Source organism: Streptomyces ortus (assembly GCF_026341275.1).
Taxonomy (GTDB): domain Bacteria; phylum Actinomycetota; class Actinomycetes; order Streptomycetales; family Streptomycetaceae; genus Streptomyces; species Streptomyces ortus.
Map to the genome: position 1 here is coordinate 1,679,787 of NZ_JAIFZO010000002.1, position 25,618 is coordinate 1,705,404.

23 protein-coding genes and 1 pseudogene are annotated in these 25,618 nt (G+C 66.1%); 11 read left to right on the forward strand and 13 right to left on the reverse strand.

Annotation, left to right across the window (positions count from 1 at the left end):
* Positions 1-511: 511 nt before the first annotated feature.
* The 5 genes from K3769_RS10735 (at position 512) to K3769_RS10755 (ending at position 4,612) form a co-directional block, all read left to right on the forward strand.
* Complete coding sequence (locus K3769_RS10735) at positions 512-2,014, forward strand: helix-turn-helix domain-containing protein (RefSeq protein ID WP_267026207.1); 1,503 nt, start codon at positions 512-514, stop codon at positions 2,012-2,014.
* Positions 2,011-2,586 (forward strand): helix-turn-helix domain-containing protein, encoded by a 576-nt coding sequence (locus K3769_RS10740; RefSeq protein ID WP_308216300.1) that lies wholly within the window; start codon positions 2,011-2,013, stop codon positions 2,584-2,586. Before K3769_RS10735 ends, K3769_RS10740 begins: the two co-directional genes overlap by 4 nt.
* 180 nt (positions 2,587-2,766) lie before the next feature.
* The gene (locus K3769_RS10745; RefSeq protein WP_267026209.1) at positions 2,767-3,480 is read left to right on the forward strand and encodes a ParA family protein; all 714 of its coding nucleotides are present in this window, start codon (positions 2,767-2,769) and stop codon (positions 3,478-3,480) included.
* Positions 3,481-3,875: 395 nt separating this feature from the next.
* A complete protein-coding gene (locus K3769_RS10750) occupies positions 3,876-4,172 on the forward strand; it encodes a hypothetical protein (protein WP_267026210.1) in 297 nt (98 codons plus the stop codon).
* Between the two features lie 131 nt (positions 4,173-4,303).
* A complete protein-coding gene (locus K3769_RS10755) occupies positions 4,304-4,612 on the forward strand; it encodes a hypothetical protein (RefSeq protein WP_267026211.1) in 309 nt (102 codons plus the stop codon).
* Between the two features lie 515 nt (positions 4,613-5,127).
* Here the strand turns inward: K3769_RS10755 and K3769_RS10760 are convergent.
* Positions 5,128-6,096, reverse strand: coding sequence for a PIN domain-containing protein (locus K3769_RS10760; protein ID WP_267026212.1), 969 nt, complete (start codon positions 6,094-6,096; stop codon positions 5,128-5,130).
* 456 nt (positions 6,097-6,552) lie between these two features.
* Here K3769_RS10760 and K3769_RS10765 point away from each other — a divergent pair, with 456 nt between their 5' ends.
* On the forward strand, positions 6,553-6,801 hold the full coding sequence (locus K3769_RS10765; RefSeq protein ID WP_267026213.1) for a hypothetical protein: 249 nt from the start codon (positions 6,553-6,555) through the stop codon (positions 6,799-6,801).
* Between the two features lie 185 nt (positions 6,802-6,986).
* On the opposite strand, the gene K3769_RS10770 is transcribed toward K3769_RS10765, so the two are convergent.
* On the reverse strand, positions 6,987-7,337 hold the full coding sequence (locus tag K3769_RS10770) for a hypothetical protein (protein WP_267026214.1): 351 nt from the start codon (positions 7,335-7,337) through the stop codon (positions 6,987-6,989).
* A 1,748-nt stretch (positions 7,338-9,085) separates the two neighbouring features.
* On the opposite strand from K3769_RS10770, the pseudogene K3769_RS41280 reads away from it, so the two are divergent.
* The 3 genes and pseudogenes from K3769_RS41280 to K3769_RS10785 form a co-directional block, all read left to right on the forward strand.
* Positions 9,086-9,238: pseudogene (locus K3769_RS41280) on the forward strand (transposase); the annotation flags it as partial.
* Between the two features lie 653 nt (positions 9,239-9,891).
* Entirely contained in the window at positions 9,892-10,530 is a 639-nt protein-coding gene (locus K3769_RS10780; RefSeq protein ID WP_267026215.1) for a hypothetical protein, read from the forward strand.
* Positions 10,530-11,960, forward strand: coding sequence for a hypothetical protein (locus K3769_RS10785; protein WP_267026216.1), 1,431 nt, complete (start codon positions 10,530-10,532; stop codon positions 11,958-11,960). Before K3769_RS10780 ends, K3769_RS10785 begins: the two co-directional genes overlap by 1 nt.
* 129 nt (positions 11,961-12,089) lie before the next feature.
* On the opposite strand, the gene K3769_RS10790 is transcribed toward K3769_RS10785, so the two are convergent.
* The 3 genes from K3769_RS10790 to K3769_RS10800 all read right to left on the reverse strand — a co-directional run bounded on the left by K3769_RS10790 (position 12,090) and on the right by K3769_RS10800 (position 15,154).
* On the reverse strand, positions 12,090-13,007 hold the full coding sequence (locus K3769_RS10790) for a nucleotidyl transferase AbiEii/AbiGii toxin family protein (protein ID WP_267026217.1): 918 nt from the start codon (positions 13,005-13,007) through the stop codon (positions 12,090-12,092).
* A 57-nt stretch (positions 13,008-13,064) separates the two neighbouring features.
* Entirely contained in the window at positions 13,065-14,180 is a 1,116-nt protein-coding gene (locus K3769_RS10795) for a type IV toxin-antitoxin system AbiEi family antitoxin domain-containing protein (RefSeq protein ID WP_267026218.1), read from the reverse strand.
* Between the two features lie 593 nt (positions 14,181-14,773).
* Entirely contained in the window at positions 14,774-15,154 is a 381-nt protein-coding gene (locus K3769_RS10800) for a hypothetical protein (RefSeq protein ID WP_267026219.1), read from the reverse strand.
* Between K3769_RS10800 and K3769_RS10805 the strand changes: the two genes are divergently transcribed.
* Complete coding sequence (locus tag K3769_RS10805) at positions 15,153-15,494, forward strand: histone-like nucleoid-structuring protein Lsr2 (protein WP_267026220.1); 342 nt, start codon at positions 15,153-15,155, stop codon at positions 15,492-15,494. The two genes, K3769_RS10800 and K3769_RS10805, sit on opposite strands and share 2 nt — an antisense overlap.
* A 472-nt stretch (positions 15,495-15,966) precedes the next feature.
* Here K3769_RS10805 and K3769_RS10810 read toward each other — a convergent pair whose 3' ends face one another.
* The 7 genes from K3769_RS10810 to K3769_RS10840 all read right to left on the reverse strand — a co-directional run bounded on the left by K3769_RS10810 (position 15,967) and on the right by K3769_RS10840 (position 22,535).
* The gene (locus K3769_RS10810; protein WP_267026221.1) at positions 15,967-17,064 is read right to left on the reverse strand and encodes a helix-turn-helix domain-containing protein; all 1,098 of its coding nucleotides are present in this window, start codon (positions 17,062-17,064) and stop codon (positions 15,967-15,969) included.
* 71 nt (positions 17,065-17,135) lie between these two features.
* On the reverse strand, positions 17,136-17,795 hold the full coding sequence (locus K3769_RS10815) for a hypothetical protein (RefSeq protein ID WP_267026222.1): 660 nt from the start codon (positions 17,793-17,795) through the stop codon (positions 17,136-17,138).
* Positions 17,796-18,454: 659 nt separating this feature from the next.
* Entirely contained in the window at positions 18,455-18,997 is a 543-nt protein-coding gene (locus tag K3769_RS10820; protein WP_267026223.1) for a TetR/AcrR family transcriptional regulator, read from the reverse strand.
* Positions 18,998-19,206: 209 nt separating this feature from the next.
* On the reverse strand, positions 19,207-19,635 hold the full coding sequence (locus tag K3769_RS10825) for a cobalamin B12-binding domain-containing protein (RefSeq protein ID WP_267026224.1): 429 nt from the start codon (positions 19,633-19,635) through the stop codon (positions 19,207-19,209).
* Positions 19,636-19,671: 36 nt separating this feature from the next.
* Positions 19,672-21,249: an acyl-CoA mutase large subunit family protein gene (locus K3769_RS10830; RefSeq protein ID WP_267026225.1), complete on the reverse strand. Its 1,578-nt coding sequence runs from the start codon at positions 21,247-21,249 to the stop codon at positions 19,672-19,674.
* Positions 21,250-21,355: 106 nt separating this feature from the next.
* The gene (locus K3769_RS10835; RefSeq protein ID WP_267026226.1) at positions 21,356-21,631 is read right to left on the reverse strand and encodes a DUF5988 family protein; all 276 of its coding nucleotides are present in this window, start codon (positions 21,629-21,631) and stop codon (positions 21,356-21,358) included.
* 550 nt (positions 21,632-22,181) lie between these two features.
* A complete protein-coding gene (locus tag K3769_RS10840; protein ID WP_267026227.1) occupies positions 22,182-22,535 on the reverse strand; it encodes an ArsR/SmtB family transcription factor in 354 nt (117 codons plus the stop codon).
* 80 nt (positions 22,536-22,615) lie between these two features.
* Between K3769_RS10840 and K3769_RS10845 the strand changes: the two genes are divergently transcribed.
* Positions 22,616-23,401 (forward strand): SDR family oxidoreductase, encoded by a 786-nt coding sequence (locus tag K3769_RS10845; protein WP_267026228.1) that lies wholly within the window; start codon positions 22,616-22,618, stop codon positions 23,399-23,401.
* A 60-nt stretch (positions 23,402-23,461) separates the two neighbouring features.
* Here the strand turns inward: K3769_RS10845 and K3769_RS10850 are convergent, their stop codons facing one another.
* Positions 23,462-24,943 (reverse strand): NAD(P)-binding domain-containing protein, encoded by a 1,482-nt coding sequence (locus K3769_RS10850; protein WP_267026229.1) that lies wholly within the window; start codon positions 24,941-24,943, stop codon positions 23,462-23,464.
* Positions 24,944-25,618 lie beyond the last annotated feature (675 nt).

Below are 25,618 nucleotides of genomic sequence, written 5' to 3' on the forward strand. Positions count from 1 at the left end.
TCGACCCGGACTCGACCCCGAGGGTTTGCCTAAGCGGCAAACATGGCATCTGACCTGCGGAAGACGCTGAGCGGCAGACGAGTCGGGCTGTACGCCGGGTTTTCCTGAGCACCTTTCTGACCTGTGCCTTCGTCGTCCGGATCGGCTGTGACCTGCTAGGTCGGATTGCAGAGACGATCTGAGGCAGTCAGAGGAAACCGCTCTGATTCGACCCCGATTCGACCGGAGCCACTCGGATTCCGTTAGAGGCAATCGCCCCTGACAAGGCCCGAGTTGGTGCAGGTCGGGCGGTGTTGAGCAAGCGCTGATTCTCTCGGGCAGCCCTCGGGAATCGTTCTTGGTCGAGCCGCGGTGGGGACGCCTGCCTCCCGTAACGGAGCCAGGCATACAGAAGCCTCCAGGAAGGCAATCCTGGAGGCTTCTCTGGCACCGATTGGAGGTCGGTCCCGGACATCACCTGCGGTTTTCGCAGGCGCAGGTGGCGTCCTTGTCTTTGCGAGACGACTCCACTGTGCCACACAGCACTCACCGAACAGACCTACAACGACGACTTCCCCACCCGCAGGAATGGCTGGGCCTTCACCGGCTACCCCGCTCCGCCGCTGACCTGATCCTGCTCGGAGATCTCACCGGCCGCTACGCCGTCGGCAGCTACAGCAGAACCAGCAGCGACGGCCGGACCCTGACCCTGCGCAGCGACCGTCAGGGCGCGGCGGAGCACGGGCATCGGATCACCGCGGCGATCGCCTGCCATGTGGCGCGTGCCGGCGGAACCGTCGACGAGCTGACGCAGCTGCTGTTGCACCCCGAGCACGAGGGCGGCAGGCACGCACGCCACCTCGCAATGCGCTCCGGACAGCCGCGCGCCCTGGACTACCTCCACCGGGTGTGGGCCAGCGCCTCGGCCGCCGTCCACGACAGCACCAGGGTCGAGTCTCGTCACCACGCGTATGAGGTCCTCGCCGCGCTGCGCGACCGCATCGAGACGACGCCCTGGCGCGGCACGCGGGGGCGGACCGCCCTGCGGGTGCTGCGGGCGCATCTGAACTTCGCCGAGATCGCGGGCGGTCCCCTGCACCATGCCAGCGAGCGGCAGACCGCGGAGGAAGCCGGGATCTCCCGCACGACCCTGCGGGCCGTCTACGAACTGGTTCTGAAACCACGTGGGTGGCTACGCCGGCTGCGGGTCGGCCACGGCCGCGAAGGCTCGACCTGGTACCTCGACCTCGACAACCGCGCCTACGGCATGTCCTTTTCGCCGTCTCGTATCCGGACCACTCAGTTCCCCCCCAACCTGGCACTTGAGGAGTGGCTTACCCCTGAGACAGGCGCGGTGGCCGACATCGACTCCACTGTCATCGCCCGCCTGATGGGCCACGACGCCTTCACCCACCACGGCCTCGGTAGCTCCGCACTGATGATCATCGGCGCCTTAAACCTGCATCCCGGACAGACTGTCGAAGAGTTGGTCGGCTCATCCTCAGTTTCCCGTGCCACGGCCTACCGCACTCTGCGACGCCTCGCCCTACACGGCCTGGTCCGACAGGACTGTCAGACGTGGGCTCTGACACCGCGCGCGCTAGAAGGCATCGGGGTACCCACCCGCGCTTCGCGGTCAACGCCAGATGGGGCTCCCGCGCTCGGCTGGGACGCTCTCGCCGACGACTACGGCACCGCAGGCGTTGTTGCTCGGCGCAAAGCCCTGCACGTGGCCGAACGCGCGGCCTATCGCGAGGTGCTGGAACGACTCACGGAGCACCGCAGCAAAGCCGTGGTGATCGTGCGTGACGGCCGCACGGTCCTGGTCCCGGCACCGCGCGCCGACGAGATCCCTGTCTCATGGCACTCCCCCGGCGGGTCCGTCCTCGACCCGGCAACCGGACGCCCCGCCGCGGACTGGCGTGTGGCCACCGACGGGCGACTCATCCTCATCACCCCAGCCGACCAGCGCAGTTACGACGAGCTGGCAGCAGCCCATGCCCAAGCCCACAGCGAATGGGAATCCGCCACGTGAATCCACAGCCTCAGTCACCAGCCGCTGCCAAGGAAGGAGAAACCACTCCTCAAGCTCTGCGGAAGCAGTACGAAACCGGTGCCACGGTCACCGACCTCGTCGCCACGAGCGGGCTCTCGTACGGCACGGTCCTCAACCGGCTGCGCGGGGCCGGGACGGTGATGCGTACCTCGTGGCAGACCCGCCGACTGCGTGAGGACGCGCAGGCCCGCCGGAATCTGGCGGCCCGGCTGCGCACTCTCTACGACAAGCACGGCGCGACCCTCACCGACCTGGCCGCGGCCGGAGCCGGAACACGGCGTGCCGCCCGCCGCCTGCTCATCGAAGCCGGCGGCACCCCGCGCACCACACAGCAGACGTTGCGGATGCGCTCTGCCGCGGATGCTCCCGCACGCAAGAAGCTCGCGATGTCCCTGCGGACGAAGTACGAGGCCGGAGCCTCGGTGCCGGAACTGGCCAAGGAATGTAACTACTCCATCGCCACGATCTACCGGCTCCTGCACCTGGCCAAGACCTGGATGCGGCCCCCGCACCGACACGGACCCGCGCCCCGCCGCAGGCGGCGCTCATGAGCGGCCCGAGCTCCGCCTCTGTCGCCGCCCGCGCCGGCCAGAGCACCAGCACGCGCGCGCACCAACCCGACTACAGGCATACGGCACGCGCACCTCCAGTTGCCGCACAAGCCGCCATGCGTCGACGTCGCCCCCCCCACCGCAATGCAGTACACCGTCCAGTTTCAGGAGATCACGCACGTGAATGAACTGACCCGTCACAAGAATCTGGCCAAGACCACGGCTGTTGTCTGGGATGCCTTCGTCATCGTCATCGGCATGCTCAAGGGCGGCACCGGCAAGACCACCTCCGCCTGGTTCATCGCCCTCTACTACGCCATCGTCCTCGACCTGCCCACCCTGCTGCTCGACGCGGACGCCACCAGCCAGTCCGCCTACGACTGGTACAAAGTCGCCCAGGCCGCCGGCTTCGCGATCCCCGCCAACCTGGTCATCGAGCGCTACCCGTTCGACGACATCGCCGAGTACATCCGCGACAAGCGCACCGAGTTCGGCGCGATCGTCATCGACGCCGGCGGCGGCAGCGCCAAGCTGTTCCACGAGGCCGTCACCGAGGCGAACCGGCTGATCGTGCCGGTCGCCCCCACCAAGATCGAACGCCGCAAACTCGTCGCCACCTTCGACGAAGCCGAACGCGCCGCCGTCCGCAACACCCGCGACATCACCGCCCACGTCGTCCTCGTCAAGGCCGACGACCGCACCAGCCTGCCCCGCACCGCCAAGGACAAGCTGCTCCAACCCGCCCAGGGCGAAGGCATCGGCCCGGACCACGACGAACCGTTCCCGCTCGCCGACACCGTCATCCACGCCTGGGTCCACTACATGGAGGCCTTCGGCGAAATCCCCACCGAACTCAGCGAGTACACCGCACTCATGAAGGAGCTCAACGCATGACCGACAGGATGAAGCCCCCGCCCCGCTCCAAGGGGCGCGCCCTGGGCGCAACAGCCAAGAAGACGGCTCCGCCTCCACCCCCGCCAGCCGCCGAACTCACCCCCGAACAGTTCGCCGCGGAACAAGCCGCCCAGCCCTCCACGCATGTCGTGGAGCGCGGCCCGGAGCAGGACTCCGTGTCCCGCGAGCCGGCGGGCACTGCCATCAGCAGTTCGCAAGCACAGCTGGGCTCGGGCGGACTTCCGGCGACAGACCAGAAGCAAGCGCAGGCTACCGACCACACTCCGCAGCGCGGAGCGTCCCAACACACCCGGACGGACCCAGCGCAGGCGCAGGCTGCCGAAGTCGCGGTCCATTCAGCAGCACTCCCCCCGACAACCGACACGATGTTTCCTGTGCGGGACGACGTTCGAGACCTGCGGTACGAGCAGGACGCACGAGCACAACCAACAGCAAGCGAGGGAACACCCTGGACCCACGGCCCCGGCCGGCCCACAAACATCCCCGAAGCCGCCGTAGTCCTCAACCAACGCATCATCGCCCGCGAAAGCCTCGACTCATCAGTCCCCGCAGCGTTGAAGCTGAAGAAGCGGATCAAGCGCTTCGCCCTGGACAACGAACTCGACCATCTCCCCATCGGCGACATCGTCTCCGTCGCCCTGGACGAGTGGCTCACCACCCGCGGGTTCTGACCCAGCAAACGGCGCCGGGTGGCCGCGAACGCACCACTCGTTCACGGCCACCCGTCGCCCGACTATTCCAATAGTCCACTAGGCCAATAGGCGGCTCACTATTCGAATAGTGGACCGAACCGGAGCATCCCATGCCCGACCTCTCGCACCACGCCCATCAACTACGTGACCTGGCTGACCTCCTCGAAGCACAAACCAGCCGCCCAGAAGACCCACACTCTCCTCACCCAGACACGCAGGAGATCCTCAGCGGCCGTCATACCAACCGACGGCAGCTCAACTACGCCGTACCCGACGCACTGCAACTCCAACGACGTATCCGCCGCTACAACGCCGACTCCGACATCCCACACGGCGACATCGTCGCCCTCGCCCTCGACACCTTCCTGCGAGCCAAGGGCTACCCGCCCAGCCTGGCGCCTCAGCCGGAGCCGTCGTAAGCGGACTTCATGACGAAATTCCGTTCGACGCGGATAGATGGTGGCCGTCCGTCTGAGTCATGTCTGGTCTGCGATCGTTGCAAGAGTGCACCCGATGCAGGTTCTCAATCTTTTTATCCGAACAGACCGCTGCGAGCTGCACGTTCTTGGGACCCTCTCATCAATGTGTCCGGCCGAATTTTCCATCAGCTGTTCGGTTCTCCGCCGAGACTGAGCCCTTCATGGCGGACTTGCGCCGGGAGCAGGCACTCGATGAGCGCTAAGGGCAGCGCCGACAGGCTCGACCGATGCGTCGTTCTGATGGGCATGTCGCGCTATCGCGACCCCAGGCATCTCCCGGTACCCACGGTAGCCAGCAGTCATAGAACCGCGGACCGGTGAGAGCCGCGACCGGAGCCCACCGCGTTGGTTCTGTACACGGGATCCGTGTTAGAACCGCGCCCTCATCACCGGACGCCTCCGGTAGGGACCCTGCTCGCCGCTTCGCTCGACGATCACACGGCATCGAGCAACCGTTACGCCTCGTCCTGCCCTTCGGGGAGGGCCTTGACCATCTCGGCCTCCCGACGGTTCTTCCGCTGCGCGCGCGTACCGTTGCCGCGCGACTGACTGCCGCGACGGGGCGGCTCGTCGCCAGTGCCCGCTTTGCTGGGGAGCTTGGTGACTGGCAGCCCGGCCAGACGGCCACGGGTGGCTTGACTCGTATCGCACGTCAGTAGACGCACCTCGCGACCCGCAACGGCCTGGATCGTGGCGGCACGTTCGATGATCTCGTCATCGGCGATCGACTGTCGAATGTGGCCCGGCTGGTCAAGCACAATCTCCACGGTGACCTGTGCGACGACGGACTGACCCTCGCCAGGCTTCCGGTCATGCAGGGTGCCTGTGGCCCCTGAGGTGATCGCTTCATCAAGGCGCCCCAGCGTGTGACCGGCCCGCCACCTCGGATGGTCGGCGCCCATCTCCTTGAGCCGGTCGAGCTCGTCGACCACCACGATCGGAAAGAGCAGATGGATGTTTTCGTCGGTGGGCAAGCCCATGAGCACGTGCAGATCCGTGTCGGCGAGGGGCTTGGGGCTGTTGCAGTAGAAACTCGAATCTGCCACCGCGAGCCGCCCCGGGCCCGACCAGCGCCGAATGTGGCTCTGAAGTGCTTCCACCGCAGCGTCGAGAGCACCGACACGGTCGTCGAGCTCCTGCTGGACGAGCCCATTGACTAGCCGCTGCTGACTAGTGCCGGCCATGGTGCCGCAGGCCCCGAGGAGGGCGTAGTACCGGCGGGTCTGGACGAGACGCTCAACGTCCTTACCGCTGACTTGATCCTGCAACAGCCGGGCGGCGACGGTGACCCACTCCAGATATCGCAGCAGCCCTTCATAGTTGGCAGAGCCTGAGCCTCGCAGGTTCGATGCGTCCTGGCGAACCTGCTCAAGGGCCTTCAGGATGTTGTCTCGGTGGGCACCGGGCCGCGGAGTGATGAGCATGAGCTGATCGTGCCAGGGTGCAGCGCGGTACGCCCCGGGTATGCGTCGAGCCGATCTCGATACCCCTTGCGTTCGCTAGAGCACCGAGAGCATAAATTGTCGACGATTTTCAGCCAAGCCACAACTCCCTTTCACCGCATAGATTTTGTGCGATTCTCCAAGATGCGCGTTTTAGGTCAGATAGCCTCCGACCTGCGAATCTAGCTGATTGATCTGCGTGGATGGCCCGACGGTCGCAAGCCGCATGGCTGACGGGAAGCCCTGCTTAAATCAGGGCCGGTTTCTATCGCCTACCGTCGTGCCTGAGCGGCCGGGTGAAGATGTAACACGGGCGTAGCAGCGTGCAACACGCCTGTCATCTACCGTTCTTCAAGCAGGACGGGGGCCGCCCTGCCAGGCGACCCCCGCACGCGTCCTGCACCCAACGCCCCTAAGCGATACGGGAGGACTCTGTCCATGGAATCACAACGATGGCGCAACCTGGGAGTCGAAGTGCGACGCCCAACACCCGCCACCGTCGTCGTTGCCCTCGCTATGTTCTACCTGCTGCATCTGCAGCCCGACGTCCCTGAAGCCGTGGCCGTCTGCGTCGCCCTCGTGGTTCTGGACTGCATCCGCATGCGCCGCGCCTCGGCCACCGTCCAGGCGCTCGAACTGCCGCCGCACCGGGCAGATCCGCCCAAGCGCCACCCGCGGGCGCGGTAGCTCCACTGATCCTGCCGCGGTGTGAAGTCGACGAATGAGATCGACCTGCGCCGCGACCACATCCAGCTGCCCCGCCGAATGGCGCTAGCCCCTCCCGGATCCCTTCCGGGAGGGGCAGCCTTATCGGCTCGACACGATCACATTGAGGTGACGAATGTGACCGTTGGCCTCGCAGGGAGAGCGGGTCAGCGGGAATCCGCCATCCGGTATTGGTGCGACAGGATGACGGGCTTGCCGGTGGTGGGCAGATGAGCCAGGAGCATGCCCTGGAACTCGTCGACGACGGCCGGCCGCCTGACCGGGTTACAGACAGCCTCAGGCGCAGTCGGGATGATCTTGGCGCGCAGTATGTACTCCTTCTTGCGCTCATAGATCTGGTCGTGTGCGGAGGCACGACGGCCACGGTGGAGCCAGCTGGGTACGGCACTGTCCTGGCCATCCGACCAGTGAGCGTGACGAAGACAAACCGCTGACCCCTGAAGCGGGCTGCACACGATCTCCAGCGCTCGCGGCGTGCGCTCGATCTCGCAACCCACCGCGCGACGCCCTCGAACGCGTTGAGTTCCCGCACGTCGTAAGGCCCGAAGAAGTCTTGGCAGTCATGGCCGAGCCCGTCGTACAGGGCGGCTGTCCTCGGATATCGCCCGACGCCCGACCATGGAGTCCGACATCCTCCTCTGCACACCCCCACACCCCGCCCGGCCGAGAAAAGGAGACAAGAAGGGCGGGGCGGGCGGGCGCGCCTCGGGGACCGAGGTGCCCTGCTTGCCTGCTGCGCGTCGGCCGGGAGTCTCCGCGCAGCGCGCCCCGGTCAAGGCCGGGGCGGTGCGGGAAGCCGACAGTGTGACGGTGGAGCGGGCGCTAATGATGGTTGCAGCGCGGCCAGTCAACGAGGCACGAGCCCGCGCCGGAAACCAAGATCCCGGCAGGGCGTCCCCTGTCGGGCCTTCTTGCCTGCGGCCGTCCTCGCCGGCGAGGACGGCCGAGCCTTGCGAGATCGCCGTCCCAGGGTCTGGGGGTCCGACTAGGTACACGGCTATTGCGGCCAGCCCACGATCTCGGCTCACCATCCATCGTTGCACGAGACCTCAAACGGTCAGGCAGCCCACCGGAACGCCGCGCCTGCCGGGACATGCGGCGAGTGCCTCACCGGTGCGGCTGCGAGCTGGAGGTGGCCGACGCGCTCATGGCCCGGCGCCTGCACACTACGACGGCGGCCACCCCGGGGAGTGGGACCAGGCGCACGAGGTGCGCACCGCGATCGATGCGTTCCGGTAATCGGTCGGCTGACCGGCGTCTGGAGGTACATCGTCGAACGGATCACCTGATTGGCCTTGCCTGTTGCGGAAGCGAGGGGGAACCAGGATCTGAGCGTGTCGGCATACGGCCTCCCAGGCGTCTTCCCGATGCGTGTGTGTGAGGGGGGGTGCCGTGGTCATCCCGAGTGACTGCGGCACCCGCCCATTTCGTTGCTGCCTCTCAGCGCTGGGAGCGGAGAAAACCCTTCACCCGTTGGGCGTGCGGTTTCATCGAGGGGCACCGCGACCCCGACCGCGATCCCAAGATCCTGCCCCGGTTGTTCGAGGAGCGGCAGACCGACATCATGCACGCCCACGGCGGGTCCCGCGCAGCTGAACCCGAAGCACCGCCAGCCGTGTCCGCACGCCGCCGCCTCGTACCGTGCGGACACGGCTGAGCCGATGCGCGTAAGGACCCCGTGACCGCATGGCCGTGGTGTCAGCTCGTTGGGCCGCCCGGCGCACGACGGCAGTTTTCCTGACCGCGTCCAAAACCGTCTTCGGCTTCCGATCACTGCGGCCATCTTCTACGCTGGCGGAAGGTTGCATTGGGCCACGGTCCTGCCACCGCAAGTCCCAGCCCCCGAGCCCGTCCTGAACTGTTTGAGGTCGGCTGGAGCCGCGCCAGCCGACAGCGCAGCTCCAGCCTTGGCTCTCCGGGCGCGCCCAGCGAGGCAACTCCCGCTGCCTCGCACCGCCGGGAGAGCACCTCGCGCGAGGTCCGATCGGGAGGAATCTCGGTCCCTCGCGCTCTCCGGCCGTCGCTGCTCCCGCGCGGCGGCGGCCGGACACCACCAGCGTCCCACCACGGGCATGCCCTATCCGCACATCACAGGGGCACATTCACCTGCCAGGCTCTCACCACCGCATTGCCGCGAAAACTGTGCTGCATGGCAGGCCAGGCTTTCCCGGCTGGCCTACGGGGTGGAGGCTGTGTCCCTCCCCTCGTAGCGTGAAGGCCGTGGCTGCAGGGGAAGTTGGGAGTCATGGCGGAGAAGCGACGGAAGTTCGATGCGGAGTTCCGTGAGGGGGCCGTACGCATTGTCACGGAGACCGGCAAGACGATCGCCGAGGTCGCCTACGACCTGGGGATCAACGAGACCATGCTGGTGAGCTGGGTCTCCCGTGCCCGTCGGGCAGGGACCGTTTCGGCTGGCGGGAGTGACGAGCTGGAGGCCTCGGCCTCCAGCATCAGCCGCCGCTGCCGATCATCAAGGTGTGGGAACAACACCTGGAACCTCACAGCGAGTTGGCCGCGGACCTCGCCGGAGACGCTCATATCACAGCGACGAGCCACGTCACGGGAAGCAACACCCTAGTTCTCTGCGAGCTCTTGGCCTGCTCGGGCCAGCCGTTCAGGTCTTCGGCGGCGGACCCGACGGCGGACGGGAGGCCTCTTTTGAGGACCTGAGTCACTTCCCGATGCCTGGCGCCCCCTGCTCCGGTTACGGCGTGCTGCAGGCCAAGTTCCGCAGCCGCCCGGAGACCGCTGCCGAGAACGCGCGGTGGTTGATCCGGCGCATGACGGCCGAGCTGGTGGCGTGGGCAACTCCCGGTTCAAACCGTGTCCGGAAGGGGCGTATGCCCCAGTACCTGCTCGTCACCAGCAACGTCATCCTCTCGTTGAAACCGGGAAGTGGTGGCATGCACCGTGGCGAGGCAGAACTGTGGGCGCGCGCTCGCAAACTCGGCCTCTCAATCAGAGGTGTGGAGGTATGGCACCACGACAAGATCTGTCTGCTCCTGAACGGCAGCAGGGACATTCGGCACACTATCGATCATTTGAATACAGGTGTCCAGCTTCGTCCGCTACCATCACGGCATGCCGGGGGAAGCAATGCATCAAAAGGGAGCGGACGGCGCGAGACGGGCGAAGCGCTGGCTCGACGCTACTACGCGGGTGCGCAGTTCCTGGACCAACGAGGACGAGGTTCTAGCCTCCCGTCTTGAGTTCAATTGGCCGCACGGCGAGCAGCAGCCATACTCCTTCGACGTGGGCGGAATTCTCAGCGGTGCAGAGTTCGAAGGGCACTTCTTCGTGGCGGAGTGCAAGAACTACGCGGATGCCAACGATCAGGGAACTCACTACGACGACTGGGTCGCAAAGTGCTATCTGACCCGCCGTGACCACCACCGGCTGGCGGACCACTTTATGTGGATCACCTGGGCCCCCTTCCGAATCGGGAAGTGGAAGGACCTGTGCACTGCCGAGGCGGTGACCGAAGGCCTCTGCAGGCCACGCAACCTGACGAGAGTCTTCGACACAGAAGACGAGGAAGAGGCGAAGAGCAAGATTGACCAAGATGTCGTCAACGACGTGGCGACCCGCCTTTGGTTGATTGTCCTCAATAGCAAGCAGGAGAGGCTAGTCATTACGCCCCAGCACCGGGGACTCATCCTCGCCCACCAAGCCGAGAAGGGAGAGATCTGATGAGCGAGTACAGCGTCGCCATCTCTAATCTCGTGGGAGAGGACCCGGGCCGGAACGTGCAGTCCATCAAGAACGCTGTCATTTCGAACATCCGGTCATCGGACAGTTCGGTACAGATCGAGTCCACGGACTACTTCAATCATACGTATGCACCTGATCTCGTCTTGCGATGGGCTCAGACCCAGGAACAGCGTCTGGTATTCCTCAGAACGAGCACGAACGCGCAATACCTGAGGGAAGACATCGAAACCATCTCTGAGCGCAATCCCATTCTTATGCCATTGGCCCCGCTGCAGTCTCCCGAGTACATCGAAGAGCTGGGCCGCGAGTCAGCCGACGCCAGGACCCTGGTAGCGGACCCAGACAGCCTTCACGCTTTCTCTTCGGACAGGGCCGAACGGCCGGTCCTCAACTTGCTGTCACGAGCTGTGCTGCAGGGCGGCAAAGGCCTCGTAGACCAAGCGCGCGCTCGGTCCGCGAGTGACGCTGTCGGCCTGGGCTTCGCCGGCGCCCAGCAGGCACAGGTCGATCCGACACGGGATGCAGTCGAGATGGCTGAGTCCCTCTTGGATCCCGTGCACGCCGACCAGTTCACCCGGCTGCTGCACGCCGTTTGGCTCGGCTCCGGGGCCTCCCCGGCAAGTTTTCCCGGCGCCACGGACGTAGCAGCCGACCTGGACGCTGCCGGTCTAAAACTGTTGCTGGACATCGCAGTCACCGACGACGAAGACTTCTGGCGGCGCATCGGAACCGGCATCACACTGGCACGACTGTGTGAAGTGGAGATGCCACCTGACTCGGCGAACCTGCAACGACTCGTCAACGCGAATCTGGACCGGTTCAAGGCCAAGAGCTGTCGCGTGTCCGGGATGCCCCTGACCGGTGGCTACGGCCACGACCTGCGTTGGTTCACGCACTCGGGAATCCTGGGCTTTACCACGGACAGATACCGTGCACTCTTCTCAACGGGCCCTGTCTCGTCCATGGACTTCATGGAGGCGATCGAGGACGGCTCCGTCACTCTTCCCGAACTCCTCGACCGGTCCGAGGAAGCAAACGTGAGCATCAGCGAGCTGGTGATCGAGTCTGCGGCAGGCGGGCACATTGAGTACTCGGCACCGCCGCACGCCACGCTGGGGCGCGAAGAGATCCTTGAAGATCTCAGAGGTGCACTTGGGCGCCGCTCCTCGGTCCACGCCGCGGTCGTCACCCTGGGGCAGGGCAGCCGACACCTGAAGTGCGATCTGACGAAGCGCGCGGCTTTCGGGCGCACCGTGGCCCAGTTCTACCTCTCGGAGTTCCTTCAGAGCGCGATTCCGCTTCTGCAGACCCTGCGTCCCAGCGAGTACGACGAAATTACGCGGCACATCTTCGTGCCGCAGGACGAGCCGGTTGAACTTCGACCAAACGGCGAGGAGGACCAGTCGTGAGCCGGCACTGACCAACGGCGCGACGAGTCCTGCGGAGAAACTGGCTCCCCGGGGGCCCAGGGTTCTTCGGAGCGCATCCAGGCGCGCAGGCCGGGTGGCAGGTCGGTCTCCATCAAAATCTGCGACAGCTCATCCTGCTCGCCATTGGCGGTGCTCGGGATCCCAGGTGCCAATGGGGTCGCTCCCCAGGAGGGGGGTGAGGAAGTTGGCGGCGGCAGCTTCGGCAGTCTCCCAGGTCGCGCACCCCACGAGGCCGCTCACGTCGCGGGCAGCCCTGGGATAGCCCGTCTGCCAGGACGAGTGCGGTTTCTTGAAGGAGTCCGGCAGCTCAAGACGGACCTTGCCCCTGGCGATCCGCAGGGTGGCCTCTGTGTGGAGCGCGTGCCGGGCCTGTACACCGTCGATCACCTCGCGCTGACTGATCAGCAGCAGGTCCGCCAGGTCGCGGAACCGGCTCGAAGGGATGGCGCCGTGCCACTCGTACATGGCGCAGATCTTGTCGGCCAGGTGATCGACCACGGGATACAGACGCACCTCGGGCCAGTCGTCGGGCCAGGGCATCGGTACGGCCGGCTCGATACGGCACACCTGGGGAACAGCCGTCGGGATACGCCCGACTACCAGGTCGACTCGGATGGATTCGGATTTGCGAGGCCCCAGTTGAACAGTGAAAGCCTGGTTGGCACCGCCTTCCTCATCGCCGTGCAGGATCAGACCGGTGGGGACGAACGTGAGATGGTCGCCCAGGTCCACACCTACCGCGGTCTTCAGAGCCTGTACTGCCTCCTCGATGCTCGCCCCGCTGTCTACCCGCAGGATGTCAATGTCCTTGCTCAGACGTGCGTCAGTGGAGTAGCGCAACAGCAGCGCCTGCCCGCCCTTGATCATCCAGCCGTCGGGGTCGGCGACAAAGACGCGTGCCGCCAGCCGCTGGAAGAAGAAGGCACGGCGCAGCGCCCCTACATCCCGGGCGTCTTTCGCATGCTTCTTGGCATGGTGCTTCAGCGCTGCATCCAGCGCTCCCGGAGTGGCATAGCCGTCGTTCATCGTGCTCCTCGCCGGGCCGTTTCGAAGGTACCGGCCCTACGGACGCGGACCGGGTAGTCAGTCAGCTTCCTCTTCATCGCGCTCCGCCCTCTCAAGCGCCCGAGGCCGGATTGGTCTCTTCTCCAGCACAGGCCGCCATACATCCAGGCCTTTGAGGGCCTGGCCCAGACCGCTCGAAGCCTCAAGAGAGCGCCGTGCGGCCGCGTCCTGCAGGATCTTCTCCAGGGGCTTCGACCCGAGTCTCTGCAGAACCTTCTCCACCGCAGTCTGCCCCTGCAGTACGGACTGGCGGGCAGCCGCATCCTGCAGGATCTTCTCCAGAGGCATCGACCCGAGTCTCTGCAGAACCTTCTCCACCGCAGTCTGCTCGGCAGCCATAGAACGTGGCAGGGGCTGACGGTCGTCCACGGGCGTGTTCTGTAGGACCTTCTCCAGCGAGGCCGGGTCGGCCAGTTCTTCCAGTGCGCTCAGGGCGGAAGCGAAGCCTGCTGCGGCGGCCTGTTCGGTTTCGTGGCGGAGCAGGCTGCGGCCTGCCTGCTGGCACAGGGCCTGCAGCAGTTCCTCTCCTGTGGCTGCGGCGGGAAGGCCGTAGCCACGGACGAAGGGAACCACTCGGTCGGCCAGGCGGTCGATGTCGATCAGGCCTCTGCGGTCGGCGTCAGCGATCACCGTGCCGATGTGCGCGCCGTCTGCACGCGAGCGCAGCAGATCGGTGATGGTTCGTTCGGCCGTGGTGACCGGCAGCCCCTCCACCATGGTGACGTCATCGGCTTCTAGCGTCAGGCGGTGAAGCAGCACGCTTTCGTCCCGGGTGGTGCGCCGTGCCGGGACAATGAGCTCCACCCGGTCTGCGGGAAGATCACCCAGTGCGTGGAGTTCACAGGCGGATGCATGCGAAACGACGCCCGCCCACTTCTGGGCGCTGCTGCGCTGCCAGGCCGGCGTCTCGGGGTCCAGACGCAGCCAGGCCACCTTGGTCTCCAGGTGCTCTGGCGGTGCACCGGCTGCGATTCGGTAGACCCCGCGCCCGACGTTTTCGAGCAGGCCCGCACGCTCCAGCCGCAGGAGGTGCACTCCCTGGATACCGTCCAGTTTCGCCTGGGCAGCGGTCACAAGCCCCCACTGGTCGGAGGCTCGCTCCCCTAGCTTCCTCAGCACGTCAGCCTGACTCATACAGCAATCATTACACGCCGATCCAGCATTTGTTACGTTCAGAGTGTAACTTTCGTCGCACCACGCCACCCCAGGGTTGTAACTTTCGCTGCTCCATGGTTCTGGAAGTGCACTCATCGTTCCCGCATCGTTCTGACCGCCCTGAGGGTTCACACAGCTGCGCCCATCAACGAGGGATGGTCACGTACCAGCCGGTATAGCCGACTGAGCCGCAAGCAAGACCGAGATCTTTTGGGCCGCCGGTAGGCCCCTGTCCCTGCGGAGCCGACCCCCACTGGCTTTGACCTACGCGTCTGGACAAACAGTCAGACTGCCCGACAACTGGCTCGCCATCTTCACCTCAGCGCTCGCCCCGCCCTTGGTCGAGGTCTTCCCAGACGTCGCGGCACGCGACCCCGCATACGAGTCGGCCCACAATGACCGCACCCTCACCTGGCAGAAACAATGATGGCGTTGGTCGGGAGACCTGCACGGACTCTTCCTGCGAGCCTTGCGCCAAGCTTGGTCGTCCACGATCGAGTCCCTGCTCGCACCCACCCAGCAACGCAACTGGTTGGACGCCAGTCTTCCGGAGAACGAGAATCTGAGCCCCGTCAACTCGGGCCACCTCCTGACCCGCCCCCTACATGAACAACACCGTCCGGGACGCCTATGAGAGCCTCGGCGTAGGCGTCCCGCACGCTGCAGCGGGCCGCTTCCAGCACGGCGCTCGGCGGTGGTCGGGCCCCGACCCAAGGCATGCGCATATGGCTGTAGAGCATCGCCTCGTAGTGACGTATCACTTGATGCACCTTGATGTAGCAGGTGCGCCGCACCTCCAGCGCCTGGCAGTGCTCCTCGGCCCGTCGCTCGGCGGCCCGCTGCCGCTCGGCGTACTCCAGCTCCAGGCGCTTGACCGTGGTCGCCCCGCGCTGCGTGAGCACCGCCGAGGCAAGGAGAAGCCACAGGTGGAGCACGATTATAGTCGTCCTCATGGCCTCGAAAGTAGTTACGACATATGTGGACGATGTGACCGGCGAAGAAGCAATCGATATCGCCCCGCACAGCATTCTTATCGATGGAGCGGGAGTCGAGATCGACCTTACTGACGAAAACTACGAAAGGCTCCTCGAACTCCTCAACCCCTACCTCCACGCTGAGGGAGCCCGCAGGATCCGCGGAGCCACGAAAGTCAACGGGAAGCGCAAGCAAACTACGGCACGTGGGGCCGACTCGTCGGCAATCAGGCTGTGGGCAAAGAACAACGGCTACGAGATCAGCGACCGCGGACGCGTGCCGGCATCGGTTCGCGAGGAGTACCAGAAAGCCAATTGAGCAGCCACCCAGGGCCGCAGTGACGCCTCGCGCCACCACATCGTTTGAAGCAACGTTGCCAACCACACGCGCTGTACGCCGAGGGCCTGCCAGCACAGATTCGTGTCCCCTGAGCGCCGATCCATGTCGCTGAGCCATCGACCGATGGCTTTGCGTATCTCCGCCGGCCCTTCGGGAATTTCAGCACATCTCATGGATCTACCCACTCAGCGGTTCGCTGACCAGCGTTGCCGCCGCGATCCCGTAAGCAAGTAGATGGTCCTACCGGAGTCCGCGCAAGGTGAAGGCCGCCCGCACTTTCGTGTACAGGGCGTTGAAGGTCAGCGGCTGCTCTGGGTCGCACAGCGCGCCGATGCTTCCCTTGGGTAAGCCCCACGTTCGCAGCGCCAAGGCCGGCTCGCCCTCGGCGGTGAGGTGTGCGCCGTCCGCGAGCCAGGGCTCCTGGTGCCTCCTGCCTGCAGGTTTTGTTCGCTTATCCGCGGACGAGGCTCAGGACGCCGTCAATTCTATGACTGCGGGAGTGTTCGCGGCCTCCGTCAATGGAAGTCATCGTCAGCCCGAAGAGCATGTTCTTCAGCTCTCCTGGCGTGATGCCGAGTTGGTCGGCCACGTTGTGCGGGCGGATGTCTTTGGTACGCAGGCCCTGAAAGGCCTTGGTCAGAATCTGGGATGCCTCCCGCTTCCTCAGCCCCTGCGGCTCGTCGGTGCGGTATCCGCGAGCACTCAGTTCCGCGCAGGTGGAGCGGTACTGCCAGTTGGTGAGGAGGTTCAGGTCGTGCATGCGGTAGGTCAGGGCCATGGCGGAAACTTTCCAGATGCGCTTGCCGCTCAAAATCTGATCGACGCGGGCGCCTGCGGGCATGTGGCCGAGGACGCTGGCGGCGGGCATCAGGAAGGCGCTGGCGAAGTCGTTTGCCTGGCGTTCGGCTTCTGGTCCGATGCAGGGGCGCTCGCCGCTGGCGTGCATGACGAGGTGGCCCAGTTCGTGGGCGGCATCGAACCGGCTGCGTTCCACGGTTTTCAGTGTGTTCAGGAAGACGAAGGGCACACCGCTCCTCCAGACGGCGAAGGCATCGACCTCCAGCGAGTCCGGCGGCAGAGAGAAGACTCGAACGCCGTGGGCTTCCAGCAGGTGCACCATGTTCGGTGCCGGCGCCTGGCCCAGGTCCCAGCGGGTGCGGACCATGCCTGCGGCGGTTTCCGGGTCCGGCTTGCCGAGGGAGGGGAGATCGGGCTCTGGCAGGAGGAAGCGTTCGGCGATCCAGTCATACAACTGCGCGGCAAGAGTGCCTGCAGCCCGGGCCGAGTCCAGTACGCGCGGTGGGGTCTTGGTCCGAGCGCGCCACGAGATGCCGTCCGAGGGAAGTTCGTTGACCTCCGCACCGCTGAAGAACGCTTCGGGGAAGTCGAGTGCTGCGGCGATCTTCCGGACGGTGGGGGGCCGGGGTGACGTGCGCCCTGTCTCGTAGTTGGAGAGGCTCTGCAGAGAGACGCCTGCGTGCTGGGAAAGTTCTGCGAGGGTCAGTCCCCGGCGTTTCCGGGCCAGTGTGATGCGTGATGGAGTCACCATGGTGGAACTGCCTCATTTGTCGTGGTGCTCGGTGCGGCACTAGGTAGACAGTGCCGCACCAGGACGGACGATCAGCGGAAGTCGACGGGGATGTCGATCTCGCCGGGTCCATCTTCGTACAGCGGTTCGATTCCGTCCATTTCGAGGGCCGGGAGAGGTATGCGTTGCTTCCATTTTGTGACGTAGCCGTCGGTGACCTCGCCCGGCAGTGACAGCTCACTGTGGATGTGCAGCTTGTCGCCGTCTTCGACCCGGTACGAGACGAGGAACCAGATCTGCAGCCGATCGGCCTCTTCTTCACTCAGCGCAATCTCGTGACGGGGCACCGGCCGGGGGAAGAACTCCAGCTGAGTGTTGACCTCGGCGGCACGTTCCGTCGCGGCACCTCGGCGGCGCTGATTTCGGGGGTGAAGCCCGCGGTCCCCCGTCGCGGCGTCCCCCGCCATGGCGCCGATCGCGATGGCCCCGTCGGGGCTGCAGACCACTTCCAGATGGTCATGCAGGAGCCGCTTCCAGCCCTCATTCTGGATGTGCATCTCCCGGACGATACGGACGTGCTCTTGGTAGGCCCGGGTGCCCGCCGTGTTGGCTGGGTGGTTGGGCGTTACGGAGCGACGGGCGACCTCACCGGCCCGCAGGGCGGGATGCAGGTACTCCAGTTTGGTGCCGAGGGCAGCCAGCTGCACGCGATAGTCGTCGGGCTCGGGTGCGGCGACGGAAAGGACGGCCATGCAACCTCCGGGGCTAGACAGACTCCAAGTTATAAGAACAGTACCGCACATGCGGTGCCATCCTTATAAGAACCTGGCAACACGTCAGTTGGGAACCAGCGGACTTCAGCAACAGTGAGACCTAGGACGGCCTTCCCGGACCTGGCTCTCTGTCTCCGTGTATCGACAGCTGGGCTGCGGGAGCACATGATCCATGGATACGGGTTGTCGGGCCCGTCGAGCAGCGCCAACGGTGCGCCCGATGGCCTTTTAGTTGCCGCCCGATGGGGTCAATGCCATCGCAAACCGCCGGGTGCGCAGTCATGCAGCGCTCTCCCCTGGTCGGGGCAACAAGCTGTCTGAACCGGCTGACTGCCGTGTGCCGGACAGAATGATGCACTGTCTGCACAATGGCTTTCCACACAAGAGGGCTGAAACCCCTCCGGGTGCCGCGCACGAGCCACCCTGAGCGGCCATCGCTGTGATGTACAACTCACCTCACGTGCGGTGCGCCATAGCGGCGGAGGGGTGAGCGAGGGTGGCAGCCGCGTAGGAAAGTTGTGCAGCGCGCCCCGGAGTGGTGCGCCCACGACTGGGAACTACATCGTGTCGGTTCGCCGTGCCGTCGGCATTATCGCCGGCCCGGTGATGCCCGAGTTGCAGCGGCCTGGCGGTGTCCTTCAGGCGGGAGCCGAAGCCAGCAGGCCGTCGAGATACAAGCGCAGGATGCGTGGGCCGAACTGGTCAGTGGCGGACCAGCTGGTGCCCGGCAGCGGGCGGCCAAGCTGAGCGACGGCCATGATGATCTCCTCCAACGACATGTCTGCGCGCACCTGTTGCGTCTGTTGCGCACGGTTCAGCAACGTCTGAGCGGCTTGCATCATCCGGCCCTTCTGCCGTGCCAGTTCCGGACGCACGCCAGCTTTTTCTTCTGACAGGCAGCACAGGGCAGCCAGCCGCTCGTGAGCTGCGGTCTCCAAGAAATGGCGCAACGCGACGCAGGGATCGTCGTCCTTCGCAGCGACCTCTTCCGCCGCATCAGCGACGTTCACCACGATTCGCTCGATCGCTTCCGCCAGCAGCGCATCCCGAACCGGAAAGTGTCGGTAGAGAGTGGCGTTACCCACCCCAGCGCGACGTGCTATCTCGTCCAACGGCGCTTCCCAGCCCTGCTCGACAAGCACTTCCTGGGCTGCGGCGAGGATCCTGGTCCGGTTGCGCACGGCGTCTGTCCGCAGCGCCCGGCAGCGTCGCGTCCCGATGTCCGCACCCCAACCACCGACCCGCATACCGGCCTCCCTCAACGCTCAGTGCTTCCCGTCTCATTATCCGTGACCGGCGACCGTGACAGGTCGGCGTCGCAGCAACGGTCGGCACTCGGGCGGTGGGCTCCGGACACCACACGTACGAGGTTCTTGTCGTTCAGGGGATGCTACGAAGGCACGGGATCGAGAGAGTCCTTGCTCGCTCCCACGTGCGTCGTCACCCAGTCCACGACCGTCGCCATCGAAGTCCCTGGCGTGAACAGTGCGGCGACTCCCTCTTTGAGGAGGTTTTCGACGTCGTCCGCGGGGATGATGCCGCCTCCGAAGACGACGATGTCTTCAGCGTCCTCATGCCGGAGCAGCCTCACGACTTCCGCGAAGGTGGTCATATGGGCCCCGGACAGGACAGACAGTCCGATGCCGTCGACGTCCTCCTGGACAGCGGTCGCTACGATCTGCGCGGGGGTCTGATGCAGCCCCGTGTAGATGACTTCCACTCCGGCGTCTCGCAGTGCTCGTGCGACGACCTTCGCGCCACGGTCGTGGCCGTCGAGGCCGGGCTTGGCCACGATGACGCGCAGGGGTGAAGACGGCATGACGGCTCCTCGTTCAAAGTGCGTGTCGGCTCAGCTCTAGAGGTTGGACGGGACGTAGGTTCCCCAGACTTCCCGCAAGGCGTTGCTCACCTCACCGACCGTTGCTCGCGCTCGCAGCGCTTCCTTCATCGGGTAGAGCACGTTGTCCTCGCCGTCGGCGGCCTTCTTCAGGCTCGTCAGCGCTGAGTCCACCAGTTGCTGGTCACGCTCCGCGCGGAGCGTGGCGAGGCGTTCAGCCTGCTGGGCTTCGATGGCCGGGTCGACGCGGAGAGGCTCGTACGGCTCCTCCTCGTCGAGCTGGAAGCGGTTGACGCCGACGACCACCCGTTCGCCGGAGTCGGTCTCCTGAGCAATGCGGTAGGCGTTGATTTCGATCTCGTTCTTCTGGAAGCCGTGCTCGATGGCGTTGACCGCGCCGCCGAGGTCCTCGACCTTCTGCATCAGTTCCAGTACGGCCACCTCCACGTCGTCGGTCATCCGCTCGACGACATAGGAGCCGGCGAAGGGGTCGACGGTCGCCGTCACGTCCGTCTCGTAGGCGAGGACCTGCTGGGTACGCAGGGCCAGGCGCGCGGACTTGTCGGTCGGCAGCGCGAGGGCCTCGTCGAAGGAGTTGGTGTGCAGCGACTGGGTGCCTCCCAAGACCGCGGCCAGGCCCTGCACCGCGACGCGGACGAGGTTGATCTCGGGCTGCTGGGCCGTCAGCTGTACACCGGCTGTCTGCGTGTGGAAGCGCAGCATCAGCGACTTGGGGTTCTTCGCACCGAACTCCTCGCGCATCACCCGCGCCCAGATCCGGCGGGCGGCACGGAACTTGGCGACCTCCTCCAGGATCGTCGTGCGGGCCACGAAGAAGAAGGACAGGCGGGGCGCGAAGTCGTCGACATCCATGCCGGCGGCTACCGCCGTGCGTACGTACTCGATGCCGTCCGCCAGGGTGAAGGCGATCTCCTGGGCGGGCGAGGCACCGGCCTCCGCCATGTGGTAGCCGGAGATCGAGATCGTGTTCCACCTGGGCATCTCGGCACGGCAGTACTTGAAGATGTCCGCGGTCAGACGTAGGGAGGGCGTCGGCGGGAAAATGTACGTCCCGCGTGCGATGTACTCCTTCAGCACGTCGTTCTGGATGGTTCCCGTGAGCCGGTCGGCGCTGATCCCCTGCTCTTCGGCGACCAGTTGGTAGAGCACCAGGAGGAGCGCAGCGGGCGCGTTGATCGTCATCGACGTCGACACCCTGTCCAGCGGGATCCCGTCGAACAGCACCCGCATGTCGTCGATGGAATCGATCGCCACGCCGACCTTGCCCACTTCGCCGCTCGCGATCGGCGCGTCCGAGTCGTGGCCCATCTGGGTGGGCAGGTCGAAGGCGACCGACAGGCCCGTCGTGCCGTTGGCGATCAGCTGCTTGTAGCGGGCATTGGACTCCGTCGCCGTACCGAAGCCGGCGTACTGGCGCATCGTCCACGGCCGGCCGGTGTACATGGACGGGTAGACACCACGCGTGAAGGGGTACGCGCCCGGTTGGCCCAGCTTCTCGGCCGGGTCCCAGTCCCCCTGTGCTGCGGGCCCGTAGACCGGTTCGATGGGCAGTCCGGACTCCGACTCGCGCGCCATGGTCAGAGGGCCTTTCGTGGGCGTTGGTGGTGGAGGAGGTGACGGCACGGGCCGACAGTGGTGACCGCTGCCGCTGGTTCTCCATGCCTGTGACATGGGATAAGTCCTACTCAGCCATGTAGGTCCGGTAGATCCATCCGTAGACCCGCAGGGAACGTCCGTCGACGTCCCGTACCTCGGCGGTTGCCTCGAAGTGCTCGTAACGGTTCTGAACGCTGAGCTTCACCCGGTCCGTGAAGTCCGCGACCTGATGGACCCGCAGGTCCTCGGGGATGTCCTTTCCGCCCGACAGGAAGATGTTGGGCTCGGAGGGACGGCCGTCGTCGCTCCGCAGGATGTTGTCGGGGCGGTCCTGAGCAGTGCTGAGGATGGTGCTGGTCATGTGCGAGTCCTCTCACGCAGGGCGCTTTGAACAGGCGAACTGACAGGGATGGAGGGCGCGGCCGAGGGGCGGCGCGTCGCTGATCGAGGACGTGGAGGTCCCCTGCGCGTCGGTGCGTCAGGGAACACCACGGTCGTCGCCACGCCACAACGGGCTGCCGCGACTTCGCTATATCGACTGTTGCCGAATTAAGAATCAGCTTGGCGTCGATCCGCGGCGGCTGTCAACCACTTCCCGGAACTCAAGGCAAACGATCTTCACCGCGGGAGGGTGAGGGCGGGCGTCACACGCAAGATGCGCGGCGCACGGCGGCACGGCCGCGGGCGCGGGCACGAAAAAGGTCGCTCGGGCGGCGGAGCCGGAGACGAGACCAGGGGAAATTTCACAGGACAGCGGCGGATCGCCAGTTCATTCCTGGCGTCACATACCGAGCTCGCTCTGCAGGACGCGACAGGACTCAGCGCCGGTGGCAGGGCATGACTCAGACACACATGGCATGTCGGGGCTCAGCCCCTCACGCCAGGGCTCGGCGAGCGCGTCAGAGCGCGGTTCAGTCGCCGGTGGTGAGGAATCCGGACAGCGCGGCGAGGACCGCGGGAGCGAGCCGGTAGTAGACCCAGGTTCCGCGCCGTTCGGACAGCAGCAGGCCCGCTTCGCGGAGCTTCTTCAGGTGGTGGCTGACCGTGGGCTGGGAAACGCCGACATCGGCGATGTCGCACACACAGGCCTCACCGTCAGGATGAGAGGCGACCTTGGAGAACAGGCGTAGCCGCACCGGGTCCCCCAGCGCCTTGAACATGGCGGCCGTGAGTTCGGCTTCCTCATCGGTCAGCTCCCGGTCCGTGAGGGACGGGCAGCAGGGCGGGGCGACGGGGGCGGCCGCCAACTGCGCTAGTTTCGACATGCATCTATGTTGACACCGGTTCCGCCTCCTGCCAAGATCGCTTAATTCGATGCCTATCTAATCATTAAGCTGGGGGAAGCATGACAGACGTGCGCACCGCCGACGCAGGACGGTCCGCGAGGACGGCCGTCGTCACGGGAGCCAGCAGCGGAATCGGGGCTGCGACCGCGCGGGCACTGGCTCGCGACGGCTTCGAGGTCGTCCTCACCGCACGCCGCTCCGACCGGCTGGAGGCCGTCGCCAAGGAGATCGGGGACGAGGGCGGAACGGCCCGAGTTTTCCCGCTGGACGTCACCGACAAGGAGGCGGTCCGCGCCTTCGCCAAGCAGGTGCCGACATGCGACGTACTGGTCAACAACGCCGGCGGCGCCTATGGGACGGAACACATCGAGCACGCCGATCCCGGCGACTGGCAGTCCATGTTCGAGGTGAACGTCGTCGGGGCGCTGCACATGACCCAGGCGCTGCTGCCGAGCCTTAAAGCCTCTGGAGACGGGGTCGTGGTCGTCATCTCCTCAACCGCCTCGTTCACCTGTTATGAGGGCGGCGGCGGTTACAGCGCCGCGAAGCACGGGGCGCACGTACTGGCCGAGACCCTGCGCCTTGAGGTCTGCGGGGAGCCTCTGCGGGTCGTCGAGGTCGCCCCGGGCATGGTGCACACCGAGGAGTTCTCCCTCAACCGCTACCGCGGGGACCTGGACAAGGCCGATGCCGTCTATGACGGGGTCGCCGAGCCGCTGGTCGCCGAGGATGTCGCCGACGTGGTGACCTGGGCGGTCTCGCGGCCGTCGCACGTGAACATCGATCTCCTGGTGGTGCGGCCACGCGCGCAGGCGGCGCAGCACAAGGTGCACCGCACCTCCTGACGCCAAAGCGCCGCTGCGGCCGTCTCCCCCGGTGCGGGGAGGCGACCGCGGCGGCGTCGTTCAGCAGCCGGAGGCGCCGGGCGCGTCGAACATGTCGGCGGCGTAGGCGGCCAGCTGCAGGGCGGCTGTGTGGTCGATGCCGAGTTCCGTGGCGGCGGACAGCACGGCGTCCGAGGCGGTGGCCGAGGTGCCCAGGTGCTTGGCGGTGACGTGCAGGAGCTGCTCGTGCTGCTCCTTGCTCAGACCCAGGCGCAGTGCGATCGCCTCACCCCCGGCGGTCACCGAGCACACCCCGGTCTCGGGCAGCTGCAGTTCGACCGACTGGGCGGCCTCCATGTCACCGGCGAGGGCGGCGGCGATGGAGCGGACCTGCTCGTAGCCGGTGAGCATGAGGAACGTCGGAGCGCGCCCGTAGCTCTTCATGCCGACGGCGAAGTAGCCCGGCTCGGGGTGGGCCAGTTCGCGGTAGCCGTGCGGGGTGACGGTGCCGCAGGAGTGCTGGTTGGGGTCGATCAGCGGCGCCAGCGCACGGGACGCGGACATGATCGGGTCCAGCTCCAGGCGCAGCTCGTCGGCGATGCGGTAGTCGGGCCTGAAGCCGGTGGCCGCGACGACCCGGTCGGCGGTGAGGGTCTGCTCGGTGCCGTCCGGGCCCCGGGAGATGAGTTCGACCTGGTCGCGCCCGGGGTCGCCGCCCAGAGTGCGGACGGTGTGGGTGCGGAAGTTGGGGGCGAGGGCGACACGGCCGGTGTCCACGAGCATCTTCAGGCCGGAGCCGATGGCCCCGCGGGCGGGCAGTTCGTCGTCGCTGCCGCCGCCGAAGGAGCCGGCCGGGTCGGCTCCGCGGATGGCCCAGGTGATGGTGGTGCCCGGTGCGGTGTCGGCCAGTTCGGCCAGGGAGAGCAGGGTGTTGGCCGCTGAGTGTCCGGCGCCGACGACGACGGTGTGGCGGCCGGCGTGCTGGTCGCGGTCGGCCCCGAAGACGTCGGGCAGGCCGTGGTTGATCCAGGCGGCGGCGTCCTGCTCGCCGTGGGCGGGCAGGCCGTTGGCGCCGAGGTGATTGGGCTGGTTCCAGGTGCCGGAGGCGTCGATGACGGCGCGGGCGAGCACTTCGTCCCCGTCGGCCAGACGAAGGACGAAGGGGGCTTCTTCCCGGCCGGCGGTGCGCAGACGGTCGATGCCCAGGCGACTGATGGCGGTGACGGCAGTGCCGTAACGGATGTGGGGGGCCAGGGCGGGCAGTTCGGCCAGCGGCTGGAGGTACTGCTTGACGAGGTCGCCGCCGGTGGGCAGGGCGGAGGCGTCGGGCTCCTCCCACCCGGCAGCTGCGAGCAGACGGCGGGCGGCAGGGTCGGTGTTGAACTCCCAGGGGCTGAAGAGCTGAACGTGGGACCAGGCCTGTACGGCCGATGCCGCGGCGTCGCCGGCTTCCACGACGACGAAGGGGAGGTTGCGTTCGGCCAGATGCGCTGCGGCGGCAAGGCCGACGGGGCCAGCTCCGATCACGGCGACGGGCAGACGGTCGGGGGTGAGGTCAACCACGGTGCGGTGTCCTTTCACGAGGGGCGAGGCGGGAGTCAGGCGTCTTGCGTGGGAGCGGTCGAGGGCGTCACGAGGCCCTCACCGCGGTCCGCTTGTGCGTGCTGCTCGGTTCGCTGCTCTGCCCGCTGCCGTAGTGCGTCGATCGCGGCACAGCAGGAACGGGTCTGCTCGGCACCGGCGGATTCACTCGTCAAAGTCGGCTCCTGTCGCGGCGGTTCAGACGGCGACGCGGGAGCGAACGCATCACAACCGCCTATATAGATAAACAACGAATCAAAGCTCCAGCCTCGCTTCTGATTTGATGAATGTCAACCTCACGTCCGGGCTTGACGGGTTGTGACGAGCCTCACTCCGCGCCGCGTTGCGTTTGACTCTTGCGTCGGGCCAATCTCGATACATGTCGAATCAGCGGGGATAGCGGTACGGGGCCAAGCGCCCAGTGCCACCTCGACATCGGGAAGCAGCGGCTGTGCCGATAGCCGCGCCCGGCCCGTGAACGGTCAGTGCGCTCGCCCCGCACGCGGCCGCTCAGCCAGCGGAGCCGACGCTTTCCCGCCACTCCCGCTTTGTCCTCGGTATGTGCGCCCGCCACCGGGCCGGTTCCTCTTTGCCGGTTCGCCGCGCCTGTACCGCAGTTCCTTCCGTGCTGCTTCACCAGTGAACGGCTTCGCCATG